The organism is Streptomyces doebereineriae (genome assembly GCF_031845645.1).
Classification (GTDB): Bacteria; Actinomycetota; Actinomycetes; order Streptomycetales; family Streptomycetaceae; genus Streptomyces; species Streptomyces canus.
In genome coordinates this window covers 683,489-699,629 of record NZ_JAVREZ010000002.1, presented here as the reverse complement: position 1 = coordinate 699,629, position 16,141 = coordinate 683,489, and the positions used below count along the sequence as shown (strand labels likewise).

The 16,141-nt window shown below is 67.9% G+C and carries 13 protein-coding genes; 7 read left to right on the top strand and 6 right to left on the bottom strand.

Annotated features, from left to right (window positions below; translation table 11 throughout):
- Positions 1–17: 17 nt before the first annotated feature.
- Positions 18–1,460, bottom strand: coding sequence for a CCA tRNA nucleotidyltransferase (locus tag RNB18_RS08730; RefSeq protein WP_311713544.1), 1,443 nt, complete (start codon positions 1,458–1,460; stop codon positions 18–20).
- A 254-nt stretch (positions 1,461–1,714) separates the two neighbouring features.
- Here RNB18_RS08730 and RNB18_RS08725 point away from each other — a divergent pair, with 254 nt between their 5' ends.
- The 7 genes from RNB18_RS08725 to trxA all read left to right on the top strand — a co-directional run bounded on the left by RNB18_RS08725 (position 1,715) and on the right by trxA (position 11,363).
- On the top strand, positions 1,715–4,084 hold the full coding sequence (locus RNB18_RS08725) for a DUF6049 family protein (protein ID WP_311713543.1): 2,370 nt from the start codon (positions 1,715–1,717) through the stop codon (positions 4,082–4,084).
- Between the two features lie 44 nt (positions 4,085–4,128).
- Positions 4,129–6,402, top strand: coding sequence for a murein biosynthesis integral membrane protein MurJ (gene murJ / locus RNB18_RS08720; protein WP_311713542.1), 2,274 nt, complete (start codon positions 4,129–4,131; stop codon positions 6,400–6,402).
- Positions 6,403–6,521: 119 nt separating this feature from the next.
- On the top strand, positions 6,522–8,210 hold the full coding sequence (locus tag RNB18_RS08715) for a protein kinase family protein (protein WP_311713541.1): 1,689 nt from the start codon (positions 6,522–6,524) through the stop codon (positions 8,208–8,210).
- Positions 8,211–8,231: 21 nt separating this feature from the next.
- Entirely contained in the window at positions 8,232–8,957 is a 726-nt protein-coding gene (sigM, locus tag RNB18_RS08710; RefSeq protein ID WP_266562426.1) for an RNA polymerase sigma factor SigM, read from the top strand.
- Positions 8,954–9,850, top strand: coding sequence for an anti-sigma factor (locus RNB18_RS08705; protein ID WP_311713540.1), 897 nt, complete (start codon positions 8,954–8,956; stop codon positions 9,848–9,850). The genes sigM and RNB18_RS08705 overlap by 4 nt, the downstream gene beginning before the upstream one ends.
- A gap of 167 nt (positions 9,851–10,017) precedes the next feature.
- Entirely contained in the window at positions 10,018–10,986 is a 969-nt protein-coding gene (gene trxB, locus RNB18_RS08700) for a thioredoxin-disulfide reductase (protein WP_311713539.1), read from the top strand.
- Between the two features lie 44 nt (positions 10,987–11,030).
- On the top strand, positions 11,031–11,363 hold the full coding sequence (gene trxA / locus RNB18_RS08695) for a thioredoxin (protein WP_007383275.1): 333 nt from the start codon (positions 11,031–11,033) through the stop codon (positions 11,361–11,363).
- Between the two features lie 52 nt (positions 11,364–11,415).
- Here trxA and RNB18_RS08690 read toward each other — a convergent pair whose 3' ends face one another.
- The 5 genes from RNB18_RS08690 to RNB18_RS08670 all read right to left on the bottom strand — a co-directional run bounded on the left by RNB18_RS08690 (position 11,416) and on the right by RNB18_RS08670 (position 16,140).
- Positions 11,416–12,033, bottom strand: coding sequence for a GNAT family N-acetyltransferase (locus RNB18_RS08690; protein ID WP_057609102.1), 618 nt, complete (start codon positions 12,031–12,033; stop codon positions 11,416–11,418).
- 320 nt (positions 12,034–12,353) lie between these two features.
- Positions 12,354–13,454, bottom strand: a complete 1,101-nt coding sequence (locus RNB18_RS08685) for a ParB/RepB/Spo0J family partition protein (RefSeq protein ID WP_311713538.1) — start codon at positions 13,452–13,454, stop codon at positions 12,354–12,356.
- Positions 13,451–14,524, bottom strand: coding sequence for a ParA family protein (locus tag RNB18_RS08680; RefSeq protein WP_078935937.1), 1,074 nt, complete (start codon positions 14,522–14,524; stop codon positions 13,451–13,453). The genes RNB18_RS08685 and RNB18_RS08680 overlap by 4 nt, the downstream gene beginning before the upstream one ends.
- 265 nt (positions 14,525–14,789) lie before the next feature.
- Complete coding sequence (gene rsmG / locus RNB18_RS08675) at positions 14,790–15,506, bottom strand: 16S rRNA (guanine(527)-N(7))-methyltransferase RsmG (protein WP_311713537.1); 717 nt, start codon at positions 15,504–15,506, stop codon at positions 14,790–14,792.
- A gap of 121 nt (positions 15,507–15,627) precedes the next feature.
- Positions 15,628–16,140, bottom strand: a complete 513-nt coding sequence (locus RNB18_RS08670) for a Jag family protein (protein ID WP_311713536.1) — start codon at positions 16,138–16,140, stop codon at positions 15,628–15,630.
- Position 16,141: the final 1 nt, after the last annotated feature.

Below are 16,141 nucleotides of genomic sequence, written 5' to 3'. Positions count from 1 at the left end.
AACATGACGCCGCGGCCTCAGTCCTGTGCGGCCCACCACTCCTTGAGCGCGGCCACCGCTTCATCGTGCCCCATCGGCCCATTCTCCAGGCGAAGCTCCAGCATGTGCTTGTACGCGCGGCCCACAGCAGGGCCTGGCCCCACGCCGAGGACCTCCATGATCTGGTTTCCGTCGAGGTCGGGCCTGATCGAGTCCAGCTCCTCTTGCTCCTGAAGCTGGGAGATCCGCTCCTCCAGACCGTCGTACGCACGGGACAACGCGGCCGCTTTGCGTTTGTTCCGGGTGGTGCAGTCCGAGCGGGTCAGCTTGTGGAGCCGGTCGAGCAGCGGACCCGCGTCCCTCACATAGCGGCGAACCGCCGAGTCCGTCCACTCCCCGGTGCCGTACCCGTGGAAACGCAGATGAAGTTCAACGAGCCTCGAGACGTCCTTCACCAGCTCGTTGGAGTACTTGAGCGCAGTCATCCGCTTCTTGGTCATCTTCGCCCCGACCACTTCATGGTGGTGGAACGAAACCCGGCCGTCCTTCTCGAAGCGGCGGGTACGCGGCTTGCCGATGTCGTGGAGCAGCGCGGCCAGGCGGAGGGTCAGGTCGGGCCCTTCCTTCTCCAGCTCGATGGCCTGCTCCAGGACGATCAGCGTGTGCTCGTAGACGTCCTTGTGCCGGTGGTGCTCGTCGCTCTCCAGGCGCAGGGCCGGAAGCTCGGGCAGCACGTGCTCGGCAAGCCCCGTGTCGACCAGCAGCGTCAGACCCTTGCGGGGATGGGCGGACAGGACGAGCTTGTTCAGCTCATCCCGCACCCGCTCGGCGGAGACGATCTCCAGACGCCCGGACATCTCCGTCATCGCGGTGACCACCTCGGGCGCCACCTCGAAGTCGAGCTGAGCGGCGAAGCGCGCGGCCCGCATCATCCGCAGCGGGTCGTCCGAGAAGGACGCCTCCGGGGTACCGGGCGTCCGCAGCACACGCGCCCCGAGGTCGTCGAGGCCGCCGTGCGGGTCGATGAACTTCTTCTCCGGGAGAGCGACGGCCATCGCGTTCACGGTGAAGTCACGCCGGACGAGGTCCTCCTCGATGGAGTCGCCGTACGACACCTCTGGCTTGCGCGAGGTCCGGTCGTACGCCTCGGACCGGTAGGTGGTCACCTCGATCTGGTAGCCATCCTTCTGCGCCCCCACGGTGCCGAACGCGATTCCGACCTCCCACACGGCGTCCGCCCAAGGCCGAACAATCTTCAGAACGTCCTGGGGACGGGCGTCGGTCGTGAAGTCCAGATCGTTGCCGAGCCGCCCGAGCAGTGCGTCCCGGACCGACCCGCCGACCAGGGCGAGTGAGAACCCGGCCTCCTGGAAGCGGCGGGCGAGGTCGTCTGCGACAGGTGCGACCTCAAGCGGTTCGTTCACCGCGCGGTCCTGCACCTGGCTCCGGGCGCTGAGGTTGTCTTTGTTGGCGTTCGGCACAACAGAAGAGGGTACGTGGCCCGAGCCTCTCCGAGCGCCTCCATTAAACGTGCACAGATTCGCCATCCGGACCTGCACAAGGTCTGCTCCGGAGACTCACGGGCACGCTCCCCTTTATACGTGCACATTCAGGACAGTGCGGTAGTGTCCTCCGATCTTGTGGAGCAGTCCGCGGCACTTCCCCTCAGCGCGCATCGTTACCATGCGTGGACGCACATTCCAACGACCACTGACGACTAGGGACGGGCGAGCGCGTGGCCGAGGCGGCAGACTTCCAGGGGACGAGTCCCTCACCTGCCCGCCGCTGGCTGCGGCGTACCGGGGCCCTGCTCGCAGGAGCTCCTCTGTTGGCCGGGCTGTGCCAGCTGACCACCGCAGCGCCCGCTCAGGCCGCCGACGACTCCGGTTCGGTGTCCGTCGCGGTCGACACACTCAGCCCCAGCGCGCCTACGGACGGTGACACGCTCACCGTGTCGGGGACGGTGACCAACAACGGCAAGCAGGCTGTCACGGCCGCCCATGTGGGACTGCAGGTGGGCCCCGAGCTGAACACCCGCTCGTCGATCGACACCGTCACCGAAAACAAGGACTCGCTCCAGGGAGCCACGGGATCCGAGGTCGGCGGCAAGTATGTGGCGAAGTTCGCGAAGCTGACCCCCGGGGTGGCCGAGCCTTTCTCCATCTCCGTGCCGGCCGACGAGTTGGATCTCGGCGACGCCGGCGTCTACCAGTTCGCCGTCTCCCTCTCGGGCAAGACCTCCGCGCAGCCGTGGGACCGGACGCTCGGCATCCAGCGGACCTTCCTGCCCTGGCAGTCCGACGAAGTGGACACGAAGACGAAGACCACCTTCCTGTGGCCACTGCTCTCCACTGTGCACATGACGGCGGAGACCGGCTCGAACGCGCAGCAGACTCCGGTCTTCCTCAACGACGACCTCGCCGAGGAGATCTCGGCGGGCGGCCGGCTGGACCAGATGCTGTCGCTCGGCGAGAACCTGGACGTCACCTGGGTGATCGATCCTGACCTGCTGGCGTCCGTCGACGCGATGACCCGCAGCTACCGGATCCAGGGCGAGGGCGACACCACCATCGCGGGCACCCACCAGGCACTCGCCAAGCAGTGGCTGGCCAGGTTGCAGAAGGCAGTGGCGGACAAAGAGGTCGTCGCGCTGCCCTTCGCCGACCCCGACCTCGCCTCGCTGGCCCACAACGGCACAAGTGTCACCGGCTCGCTCAGCCACCTCGACGAGGCCACCGACGTCGCGGCCACCACGGTGAGGACCGTGCTGCACGTGACGCCGAGCACCGACTTCGCCTGGCCCGTGAACGGCGCGGTGGACCCCTCGATCGTCAAGGTCGCCACCTCCGCCGGCGCCGACAAGGTGATCACCCGCAGCGACAGCCTCCAGGAGACCGCCGGACTGTCGTACACGCCCTCCGCGGCCCGCCCCATCGGCGGCGGCACCACAGCGGTCGTAGCGGACGCACGGCTGTCGACGGCGTTCCAGGGTGATCTCACGAGGGCCTCCTCCGCCACACTCGCCGTCCAGCGCTTCCTCGCTCAGAGCCTCGCTCTCGACCTCCAGACGGACAATCAGCGCAGCATCGTCGTCGCCCCACAGCGCATGCCCACGGCGAGCCAGGCCGACGCCATGGCCGAAGCGATCACCGCTCTACAGGGCGGGAACTGGTCCCAGACGCAGAAGCTCACAGCGGCGGCCGCGGCCAAGCCCGACCCCGAGGCCACCACCAAGGTGCCCTCGGCGTCCGCCTACCCCTCCTCGCTGCGCAAGCAGGAGCTGCCGAAGTCGGCCTTCCAGCAGATCGCCAGCACACAGAGCAAGCTCGACAACTTCAAGGTGATCCTCTCCGACCAGTCCCGAGTCGTGACCCCCTTCGGACGGGCCGTGAACCGCGAGATGTCGACGTCGTGGCGGGGCCGCGCCACCGAGGCGAGCGGCTTCCGCAGCGACGTAGAGGCCTACCTCGACGAACTGATCTCCCAGGTCAGCCTGATCGACAAGTCGGAGACCAAGCTCTCCGGCCGCAGTGCCACGATCCCCGTGACGGTCCAGAACAACCTGGTTCAGGGTGTGGAGCACCTTAGGCTGCGGCTGACCTCGTTGAGCCCGAACCGGCTCGAGATCGGTGGCTCCTCCTACTACGAGCAGCCGGTGGAGGTCTCGGGCGGCCACAGCCAGACGGTGAAGTTCACCACGACGGCCAACGCCAACGGCAAGGCCTCGGTGGTCGCCCAGCTGTACACGGAGGACGGCCAGCCGTACGGCGACGACGTCAGGTTCGACGTGAAGGTCACCGAGTTCACGGCCACGGTGATGCTGGTCATCGGCGGGGGTGTCCTGCTGCTGGTTCTGGCAGGCTTCCGGATGTACACCCAGCGCAAGCGCGCGGCCGCACGGGCGGCCGAGCAGAACGGCCCCGACGACGAGGCAACCGAAGCCGTGGACGGTCCGGAGAATCCCGGTGGCCCTGAGGACCGTCTAGAGGAGGAGTCGGGCACCGGCACCGAGGAAGGCGCCCCGGAGCAGCCGAGTGACCCGACAGCGGACACCGCAACGGAAAACGCCGACCCGTCCGGCACGGGTGAGAGAGTGGACCGTTGAGGATGTCGTGGCCGGTGGGCCCGGGACGATGAGGTGGGGTAACCATGAACGCGCCGTACGACGGTGATCGCGGTCAGGGCGCGGACAACTCGGGTAGCCCCGAGGGGCCGCCGCCCGAGCATGGCCAGGTGCCGCCGCAGGCTCCCGCGGACATGTATCTCCAGGACGCGTACGACCAGGACCCCTACCGTGCGCAGGACCTCTATGCCCAGGACCCGGTCGCCGAGGCTCTCTACGACCGTGCCGCGCATCCCCCGCCGCCCCCTGGCACTCATCAGCCGCAGCAGCCGTTGTACTCCCAGCCGCCCCAGTCCCCTTACGCCCCCGACCCGCACGTGTGGGCACAGACCCCGGCGCCCGAGCCGGAGGGCCCGACGCAATATCTGCCATATGGCGACAACCCTCGCACCACTCAGTTCGTGGGGGTCGACGACCTGATGAGCCAGGCCGGCGACGAACGCCACGAGCCTGATGCCTTTGCCCATCTCTTCCGCGACCAGCAGCAGAGTGGCGGCCGTCCGACGGATCCCCCGTCGGTGCCGGGGCCGGCGCCTGCCCCGGGCGGGCTGCCGCCCGCACCGCAGTTCCAGGCACCCGCGGCCCCGGCTCCCTCAGCCGACGAGACCATGAACCTCGGTACCGCGCCGGCTGCGGCGGCCCATGCGTCCCCTGCTCCCGGGAAGAAGGACGGGAAGGCCGGGGGCCTGCTGAAGTCGAGCGCCGTGATGGCCGCGGGCACGATGGTCTCGCGTCTCACCGGCTTCGTTCGCTCGGCGTTGATCGTGTCGGCTCTGGGTGTCGGTCTGCTCGGTGACACCTTCCAGGTCGCCTATCAGTTGCCGACGATGATCTACATCCTGACCGTCGGTGGCGGCCTCAACTCCGTCTTCGTGCCGCAGCTCGTGCGTGCAATGAAGGAGGACGAGGACGGCGGCGAGGCGTACGCCAACCGGCTGTTGACCCTGGTGATGGTGGCGCTCGGCGTACTCACCGGGCTCGCGGTCCTCGGCGCCCCGTTCCTGATCCGGCTGCTGTCCGACTCGGTGGCCGGCGACCCGGCGGCCAACGAGGTCGGCATCACCTTCGTCCGCTACTTCCTGCCCTCGATCTTCTTCATGGGCATCCACGTGGTGATGGGGCAGATCCTCAACGCGCGGGGGAAGTTCGGCGCGATGATGTGGACCCCGGTCCTGAACAACATCGTCATCATCGTGACGCTCGGCATGTTCATGTGGGTCTACGGCACCGCCGCCGACTCCGGCATGAAGGTCACGAACATTCCGCCGGAGGGGCAGCGGCTCCTGGGCATCGGCGTTCTGCTCGGCCTCACGGTCCAGGCGCTGGCGATGATCCCGTACCTCCGCGAGACCGGCTTCCGGATGAGGCTGCGCTTCGACTGGCGGGGCCACGGCCTCGGCAAGGCCGTGACGCTCGCCAAGTGGACCGTCCTGTTCGTCCTGGCCAACCAGGCCGGCGCGATCGTCGTCTCGCAGCTGTCCACTGCGGCAGGCAAGGCCTCCCCGGTCGACGGCACCGGCTTCTCCGCCTACGCCAATGCCCAACTCATCTGGGGTCTGCCGCAGGCCATCATCACCGTCTCCCTCATGGCGGCTCTGCTGCCGCGCCTGGCCCGCTCTGCGGCAGAGGAGGACGGCGGCGCAGTCCGTGACGACATCTCCCAGGGCCTGCGCACCACTGCCGTCGCCATCGTGCCGATCGCCTTCGGATTCGTCGCCCTCGGCATCCCGATGTGCACGTTGATCTTCGGTTCATCCGGTATCAGCGAGGCCACGAACATGGGCTTCATGCTGATGGCCTTCGCCCTCGGCCTGATCCCCTACTCCGTGCAATACGTCGTCCTGCGCGCCTTCTACGCCTACGAGGACACCCGCACCCCCTTCTACAACACGGTCATCGTGGCAGCGGTCAACGCGGGCGCCTCGGCGCTGTGTTACCTGGTGCTGTCACCGCGCTGGGCCGTGGCGGGCATGGCTGCCTCCTATGGTCTCGCCTACGCGATCGGCGTCGGCGTCGCCTGGAACCGGCTGCGCAAGCGCCTCGGCGGCGACCTGGACGGCAACCGTGTCCTGCGGACCTACGCCCGGCTCTGCATCGCCTCGGTACCGGCGGCGTTGCTGAGCGGTGCGGCCTGCTACGGCATCGGTCACTCGCTCGGCCAGGGAGTCGTCGGTTCGTTCGCCGCTCTGATCGCGGGTGGAGCGGTTCTGCTCGGGATCTTCTTCGTCGCCGCTCGCAAGATGCGGATCGAGGAGCTGAACTCGCTGGTCGGCATGGTCCGGGGGCGTCTGGGGCGCTGAGGCAGGGGTACGCGCACAACCATCGTCCGCCACTGTGTGTCGTGCATAGCGTCGGACTGTGGGCACAATTGGATTCTGCGTCGCACGGCGCGCAATGTATGGGGAGGCAGGGAACGACGGTGGCGGAACGGAGCACGGCTGCCGTCGACGTGGCAGACAACAGCGGTGACGAACCGCTGACCGCCCAGGCGGACCAGTCCACGGCCGACGGCGTGGCCAAGAACCGGGAGCGGGACACGGAAGACGTCGAGGCACAGGGGAGTGGCGGGACCGAGAGTCCTGGCAAGACGTCACCGCCGGAGTTGCACAGCGGCCACAAGCTCGCCAGACGCTACCGTCTCGAGGAGTGCGTCACCCGTCTGGACGGGTTCAGCAGCTGGCGTGCCGTCGACGAGAAACTCCGTCGGGCCGTCGGCGTGCACATCCTGCCCGCCGACCATGCGCGGGCGCGTTCCGTCCTGGCCGCGGCCCGTTCGTCCGCGTTGCTGGGCGACCCGCGCTTCGTCCAGGTCCTCGACGCCGTCGAGGAGAACGACCTCGTCTATGTCGTCCACGAGTGGCTGCCCGACGCGACCGAGCTGACCGCGCTCCTCGCTCCGGGTCCGCTGGAGGTGTATGACGCCTACCAGATGGTCAGTCAGGTGGCGTCCGCCATGGCCGCGGCCCACCGCGAGGGGCTGGCACATCTGCGGCTGAACCCGAACGCGGTCCTGCGTACGTCGAGCGGGCAGTGGCGCATCCGCGGCCTCGCCGTGAACGCCGCGCTGCGGGGCGCGAGTTCGGAGGCTCCGCAGCGCACCGACACGGAGGCGATCGGCGCGCTCCTGTACGCGGCGCTCACCCAGCGGTGGCCGTACGAGAACGACGCCTACGGTCTGGCCGGTCTACCCAAGGACGTCGGTCTCATCGCGCCCGACCAGGTGCGGGCGGGTGTCCACCGTGGGCTGTCCGAGCTGGCCATGCGGGCGCTCGTCAACGACGGTGCCACCGCCTCGCGCCACGAGTCGGCGTGCACCACACCCGAGGAACTGGTCAAGGCGATCGGTGAGATGCCCCGCATCCGCCCGCCGGAGCCGACGTTCACAGCCCCGCCCGAGTACCAGCGCACGACCTACCAACAGGGCACGTACGGCCGCCCGGCACCGCACCCCGGCGTCACTCAGCCGGTCCCGACCCCGCCTCCACCCCTCCAGAGCCGCACCGGCCGAGCTCTGAAGTGGGCGGTCTCCGCCCTCCTCATCGCCGCGCTGGGCCTGGGCAGTTGGCAGCTGGCGGACGCGCTGATGGACCGGGGCGGCAAGTCGGACGAGAACCAGACCCAGACGACCGACGACGGCGACAAGAACCCGCCGAAGGCGGCCAGCGTTCCGATCACCATCGCCAAGGGATACGACTTCGACCCGTTCGGTGACGGATCCGAGAAGCCGAAGACCATAAAGAAGGCCTACGACAACGACACCTCGTCGTACTGGCAGACGGACTTCTACGAGGGCGCCAACTTCGGAAACCTCAAGCCTGGCCTCGGAATGATCCTCGACCTCGGCAAGGTCCAGGACATCGGGAAGGTCACCGTCACATTCGTGGGTGACACGTCTGTGGAACTGCGCGCCGCCGCCAGCGACGCGGGCTCCAGGCCCACGAGCTTCGACGCCTACACGAAGGTCGCGGAGGGCTCCGGTACTGGAGTCCCGCTCAAGCCGGACAAGGCCGTGAAGTCCCGCTACCTTCTGATCTGGCTGACCAAGCTGCCGCTGACGGAAGAAGGCAATTACCGCGGTCGGGTGGCAGACATCAAGATCGCCAGTTAACGCGGAGAGGAGGGGGGTCCGATGGCAGATGACACCGCGTACGGCGACACCAGCGATCAGGACCTCCTGGCCCTTCATGTAGACGGCGACCCCGACGCCTTCGGCGAGCTCGTGCGGCGGCACCGGGATCGGCTCTGGGCCGTCGCCCTCCGCACGCTCGGAGACCGCGAGGAAGCCGCTGACGCCGTTCAGGACGCCCTTGTGTCCGCCTACCGCGCCGCGCACACGTTCCGGGGCCAGTCCGCGGTCACAACCTGGCTGCACCGGATCACGGTCAACGCCTGCCTGGACCGGGCCAGAAAGGTGGCCTCCCGCAAGACGTCTCCGGTGGACGACACCGAGCGCCTGGAGCAGCTCCTGGAGCCGCACGAGTCCGCCTCGGCGCCGGCAGAGCGCAACGACCTCCACCGCCAGCTCCTGGAGGCCCTCGGCACGCTCCCGCCCGACCAGCGGGCCGCCCTCGTCCTGGTGGACATGCAGGGCTACCCGGTCGCCGAAGCCGCCCGCATGCTCGACGTGCCGACCGGGACGGTCAAGAGCCGCTGCGCCCGAGGCAGAGCCAGACTGCTCCCCCTTCTCACTCATCTACGGCCGGAAAGAGCCGGAGACGGCAGAGAAGCGGGCGCTGGACGGAACCGGACGCAGGGGACATCCGTCCCACCCGCAGCGGGACCTCCGTCAGAAGGCCCGCCGGATTCGGGATCAAGCGATTCAGCTGCAGTGAAGGGCGGAGGCGGGCGAGCGTGACTTCCACGACAGACACAGCCGGGCACCCGGACGTCGCGGAGATCTCCGACCTCACCGAAGGCCTCCTCCCCGCCTCCAGGACCGCAGATGTACGTCGGCATCTGGACGAGTGCGAACTCTGCGCAGACGTGCACACGTCGCTGGAGGAGATCCGCGGACTGCTCGGCACACTGCCGGGCCCACCGCAGATGCCCGCCGACGTCGCCGGCAGGATCGACGCCGCCCTCGCCGCGGAAGCTCTCCTGCAGGCAACTGCTCCCGAGGTGGTGAACGCACCGGCGCCGGTCGAAACGGCGCATGTTTCACGTGAAACATCGCCCACCGCCGCCCGCCCCACGGGACATGCCCGTACTGCCACCACTGGCCCCGGCCGCAAGGACCGCAAGAGGAACGGTCGCCGCAAGGTTGCCGTCCTCGGCGCCGTCTTCACGGTCGCCGCACTGGGATTCGGCTCTGTTCTGTTGTCGGCGTTGGACGACGGCAAGCCGACCGACGCGGCACACGGACGGGCGACCACCTCCGCCGACACCTTCTCCGCGAGTGGGCTTGAGAGGCAGGTCTCGGATCTTCTCACCGAGAAGAGTGCGAGCAGCGGCGGGTCTCGGGCTCCGCACACCAGCATGGGTGCGAATCACGTCCCGGGCTCAGGGGATCCCCGTATCCTCGTGACGCCTGAGGTTCCTCAGTGCATCCAGAACGGCATTCACACCAGTGACTCGCCGCTCGCAACCGATGACGGCGTCTACAAGGGCACGGACGCGCTTCTCGTCGTGCTGCGTGACCCCTCTGACAGCACCCGGGTCACCGCCTACATCATGGATGCGTCGTGCGTGAAGAACGCACCGACGGGCACCGCGAAGGTTCTTCTGAAGCAGTCCTACGCACGCTCCTGAGCACTCATGCTTCGTCTCCATCCTGCGCGGTAATGCGTACGGTGTGGCCTCTCCGTGTGCCCGGACACACCGGGAATGCGCGCCCCTTAGGATCCGTTGGGTGGGGTGAGAGTTCTGAGTGGGCTCCACCGGTCCGACGACGCAGTCCAGAGACGAGGAACCAAGCCGTGAGCGACGTCCGTAACGTGATCATCATCGGCTCCGGGCCCGCCGGCTACACGGCGGCGCTCTACACCGCGCGCGCGTCGCTGAAGCCGCTGGTGTTCGAGGGCGCCGTCACCGCCGGTGGCGCGCTGATGAACACCACCGAGGTGGAGAACTTCCCCGGCTTCCAGGACGGCATCATGGGCCCCGAGCTCATGGACAACATGCGCGCCCAGGCCGAGCGTTTCGGTGCCGAGCTCGTCCCGGACGACATCGTCAGTGTCGACCTGACCGGCGAGATCAAGACCGTAACCGACACCTCGGGCACAGTGCACCAGGCCAAGGCCGTGATCGTCACCACCGGCTCGCAGCACCGCAAGCTCGGCCTCCCGAACGAAGACGCTCTGTCCGGGCGTGGTGTCTCGTGGTGCGCCACCTGTGACGGCTTCTTCTTCAAGGACCAGGACATCGCCGTGATCGGCGGTGGTGACACCGCGATGGAGGAGGCGACGTTCCTCTCCCGCTTCGCCAAGTCCGTGACGATCGTGCACCGTCGTGACACCCTGCGCGCCTCCAAGGCGATGCAGGAGCGCGCCTTCGCCGACCCGAAGATCAAGTTCGTATGGGACAGCGAGGTCGCCGAGATCCAGGGCGACCCGAAGCTCTCGGGCCTGAAGCTGCGCAACCTCAAGACCGGCGAACTCTCGGACCTGGCTGTCACCGGCCTGTTCATCGCGATCGGCCACGACCCGCGCACCGAGCTGTTCAAGGGGCAGCTCGAGCTGGACGGTGAGGGCTACCTGAAGGTGGAAGCGCCTTCGACCCGCACCAACCTGACCGGTGTCTTCGGCGCCGGTGACGTGGTCGACCACACCTACCGCCAGGCGATCACCGCGGCCGGCACCGGCTGCGCCGCCGCTCTCGACGCCGAGCGCTTCCTCGCCGCCCTCGCGGACGAGGAGAAGGCCGAGCCCGAGAAGACCGCTGTCTGACCCCCATCCCGCCCCACCGCACCAACCCAGTTAAGGAGCCCGCCGTGGCCGGCACCCTGAAGAATGTGACCGACGATTCCTTCGAGCAGGACGTCCTGAAGAGCGACAAGCCCGTCCTGGTGGACTTCTGGGCCGCCTGGTGCGGTCCGTGCCGTCAGATCGCGCCGTCCCTCGAGGCTATCGCTGCCGAGTACGGCGACAAGATCGAGATCGTCAAGCTGAACATCGACGAGAACCCGGGTACGGCCGCCAAGTACGGCGTCATGTCCATCCCGACGCTGAACGTGTACCAGGGTGGCGAGGTCGCCAAGACCATCGTCGGTGCCAAGCCGAAGGCTGCGATCGTCCGCGACCTTGAGGACTTCATCGCCGAGTAATGTTTCACGTGAAACACGATGGGGCCGGCCCGAAAGGGCCGGCCCCATCGCATTACAGGGGGCGCAGCGCTGGTTCCTTCTGTACCGCCCCCAGAAGCCGGTCCAGTGCCATCTCCACGTCTTCCTTCCACGAGAGCGTGGTGCGCAGCTCCAGCCTCAGCCGCGGATACGCGGGGTGGTGCCTGACCGTCTTGAAGCCCACGGCAAGAAGATGGTCCGCGGGAAGCAGGCAGGCGGGCTCTTTCCAGCGAGCGTCACCGAAGGCCTCGATGGCCTTGAAACCCCGCCGCAGCAGATCCTTGGCGACCGTCTGCACCATCACCCGGCCCAGGCCCTGTCCCTGATAGCCCGGCATGATGAACGACGTCATCAACTGGACAGCGTCCGGCGAGACAGGACTCGTGGGAAACGCCGTCGAGCGAGGAACGTACGCAGGAGGGGCGTAGAGGACGAAACCGACCGGGACGTCGTCGACGTAGACGACTCGACCGCACGATCCCCAGTCGAGGAGGACGGCGGAGATCCAGGCTTCCTTCTCCAGAGCGGGTGTTCCCGCTTTTACCGCGGCTTCTCCGCTGACGGGGTCCAACTCCCAGAAGACACACGAGCGGCAACGCCGGGGGAGGTCCGGAAGGTTGTCCAGCGTGAGCGGTACGAGCCGACGCCCCATGAAGGCTGATCCTCGCTTCCTTCGCCCGCCGCATCGCGGGCGGCCGTCAGAGCGCTCCGTTCCCTGAGCAGGCTGCCGACGAATCCGCCGACCGCCCCCAGTCCCAGGCCCGCGCTCACCAGTCCGCTTCGGCTCATCGTTCGCATGGCCCCTGCCTCTCCTCAGAGGTACTGCCGGGTGGATGTGCCGCACCCCTTCGCATCGTATCCACACAGCGATTCCATCGATACCGCCTGAAAGCAAAGAGCGGGCCGTGTCCGGTACACACCGGTCACGGCCCGCTCTTCATGCCTCACCCGGGCGGTGCCCCGGGACCTGGCTCAGGCTTCCGTCTCCTCGGCCTCGTCGTCCAGCAGGCTCTTCTGCAGAACCGGTCCTTCACCCGGGGCGAGGGAACTGAGGATGCGCTCGAGGTCCTCCATCGAGGCGAACTCGACCGTGATCTTGCCCTTCTTCTGTCCCAGGTCGACCTTCACCCGCGTCTCGAAGCGGTCCGAGAGACGGGTCGCGAGGTCGGTCAGCGCCGGGGAAACGAGGGCGCCGGCACGCGGGCCCTTGGAGCGCTGGGCGGTCTGCGGTCGGGACCCCATGAGGGTCACGATCTCCTCAACAGCACGCACCGAGAGTCCCTCGGCCACGATCCGGTGAGCCAGCCGGTCCTGCTCCTCCGAGTCATCGACGGAGAGCAGCGCCCGGGCATGTCCGGCGGAGAGAACTCCGGCGGCCACCCGGCGCTGGACCGCGGGTGAGAGCTTCAGCAGTCGCAGTGTGTTGGAGACCTGGGGGCGGGACCGGCCGATACGGTCCGCCAACTGGTCGTGCGTGCAGTTGAAGTCCTTCAGCAACTGGTCGTAGGCGGCTGCCTCTTCCAGTGGGTTCAGCTGAGCACGGTGCAGGTTCTCCAGGAGCGCGTCCAGGAGAAGCTTGTCGTCGTCCGTGGCCCGCACGATCGCCGGGATCGCCTCCAGGCCCGCCTCACGGCATGCCCGCCAGCGCCGCTCTCCCATGATGAGCTCGTAGCGGGCGGGACCCAACTGGCGCACGACGACCGGCTGGAGGAGGCCCACCTCCTGGATGGAGGTGACCAGCTCCTGAAGAGCGTCCTCGTCGAAGACCTCACGCGGCTGGCGCGGGTTCGGCGTGATGGAGTCGAGAGGGAGCTCCGCGAAGTGGGCGCCCATGGGAGGCGCAGGCGTCTCCGCATAGCCGTTGACCGACGGCTCCTCGGTTTCATGTGAAACAGGCGGCAGCGTGGCCACCTTCGCCGCGGCCACCCCACGGTCGGTCGTCAGCACCGGGACGGACGTCGGGGAGGCGGAACCAGCGCCCCCCATCGCCGCCGGGGTCGGCGTCTTCTCTGTCGGGGCAGCGGGGATCAATGCGCCGAGCCCACGGCCCAAACCCCTCCGTCGCTCGCTCACTGGATCCCCTCCACCATGCTCGGGTTGCTCTGTGCGCCGATGTGCGCCTGAGTCGGGTCATAGCTGACGCCGACTCCCTTCAACGCGATCTCTCGCGCCGCCTCAAGGTAGGACAGGGCACCGCTCGATCCGGGATCGTAGGTCAGCACCGTCTGTCCATAGCTCGGCGCCTCGGAGATACGGACCGAGCGAGGAATGCTCGTCCGTAGCACCTCGTCGCCGAAGTGGGTTCGCACCTCGTCAGCGACCTGGGACGCAAGGCGCGTCCGGCCGTCGTACATGGTGAGCAGGATGGTCGATACGTGCAACGTGGGGTTGAGGTGGCCCCGCACCAGGTCGACGTTCCGCAGCAGCTGGCCCAGGCCCTCCAGCGCGTAGTACTCGCACTGGATCGGGATGAGGACCTCCGCACCAGCCACCAGCGCGTTGACCGTCAACAGGCCAAGTGAGGGCGGGCAGTCGATGAGGATGTAGTCCAGGGGCTGCTCGTACGCCTGGATCGCTCGTTGCAGTCGGCTCTCACGTGCCACCAGGGACACCAACTCGATCTCCGCACCGGCGAGATCGATGGTGGCGGGGGCACAGAAGAGGCCTTCGACATCGGGGACCGGCTGGACAACCTCGGCCAGCGGCCTGCTCTCGACCAGGACGTCGTAGATGGACGGGACTTCCGCGTGATGGTCTATACCCAGCGCCGTGGACGCGTTGCCCTGGGGGTCGAGGTCGATGACCAGGACACGGCCGCCGTGCAGAGCAAGCGAAGCGGCAAGATTGACGGTCGTCGTCGTCTTGCCCACCCCGCCCTTCTGGTTGGCGACGACCATGATCCGGGTCTGCTCGGGCCGTGGCAGGCCCTCGCCGGCACGGCCCAAAGCCTCTACTGCCAGTTGGGCAGCACGACCGATCGGCGTGTCGTCCATCGGGGGCGGTGTTTCACGTGAAACATCCTCCCCCATCGACTCGGTACGGGGACCGGGGACCGGATCGGTCATCGGTCCCGCGATGTTGGCGTCGGACCGCAAGGATTCACTCTCCTCGACTTCAGGCTCGCAATGAACAGAGCCTCCCATGTCTTCGGGGTCGTGAACCAGTGAGGCCTGTTGTTCTGTGGAGAAATCCACCTCTGTGGACAACTCCGTTACCTCTCCGAGTGACCCGAGAGGCTTTCGGTCGCGGGGTTCGGCCGCGGCGCGGCCCCGGCTGATGATGCCGTGCAGCAGTGAGCGACGTTTCACGTGAAACACGATGCAGGGCGACCGTGCCCGTTCTGCCGCGACACTCCGGCATGCATAGGTTTGGCAGCTTGTGTGGAGTACGTCTCGTCGTCAGGACGGATCAGCGACGTCGACGAGTACGGCCGGTACGGGCCGCCTTGGCACGCTTGGCCGCGAAACGGACACCACCGGGACTCTCCCCGACCTCAACCCTCACCACCGTGGACAACGGGTCAACCACGCCCTCACCCACATGCAGGATGGAGGTCTCCACGGCGCCAAGCTTACTCAGGGCCGTACCTGCCGCCTTGAGCTCCTCCTCCGCGGTGTCGCCCTTGAGCGCAAGCATCTCGCCGTAGGGACGCAGCAGCGGGACGCCCCACGCCGCCAGTCGGTCGAGCGGGGCCACCGCCCGCGCTGTCACCACATGCACAGGGGTCAGCTTGCCCATGACCTCCTCGGCGCGGCCACGCACGACTGTGACATGGTCCAGGCCCAGCAGCTCCACGACCTCGGTGAGGAAGGTGGTGCGCCGCAGCAGCGGCTCCAGCAGCGTGATCTTCAGATCCTCGCGTACAAGCGCCAGGGGGATGCCGGGCAGGCCGGCGCCGGAGCCGACGTCGCACACCGTCACGCCCTCGGGAACCACCTCCGAGAGCACCGCACAGTTCAGCAGGTGCCGCTCCCAGAGGCGGGGCACTTCACGCGGGCCGATGAGACCGCGCTGCACCCCCGCCTCGGCGAGCAGCTCCGCGTAGCGAACCGCGTCGTCGAAGCGATCGCCGAACACCGCACGCGCCTGCTCGGGCGCAGGGGGTAGCTCCGCTGCCTCCGTCACGGGGAACCGTCCTTCCGTACCGCATCAGCGCACGGGCGCCGACAACCAGAACTATCAGGCTGACAAAGTTCGGCCCCGCCTGCTCTACAGACAGACGGGGCCGGAGGAACGTACGGACCGATCAGGCGGGAAGCACGACGACGAAGCGCTGCGGCTCCTCGCCCTCGGACTCGCTGCGCAGGCCGGCGGCCTTGACCGCGTCGTGCACGACCTTGCGCTCGAACGGCGTCATCGGATTGAGCTTCACGGACTCGCCGGTGCTCTTGACCTCGGCGGCGGCCTTGGCGCCCAGCTCGGAGAGCTCGGCGCGCTTCTTGGCCCGGTAACCGCCGATGTCCAGCATCAGCCGGCTGCGGTCCCCGGTCTCCCGGTGCACGGCCAGGCGGGTGAGCTCCTGCAGGGCTTCCAGCACCTCGCCGTCCCGGCCTACCAGCTTCTGCAGGTCGCGGCCGCTCGCGTCGCTGATGATCGAGACAGCGGCGCGGTCGGCCTCGACGTCCATGTCGATGTCGCCGTCGAGGTCGGCGATGTCGAGCAGACCCTCGAGGTAGTCCGCCGCGATCTCGCCCTCCTGCTCCAGGCGAGTCAGGGTGTCTGCACCCTCGGCAGCGGCGGAGGTGGTGCCTTCCGTCACG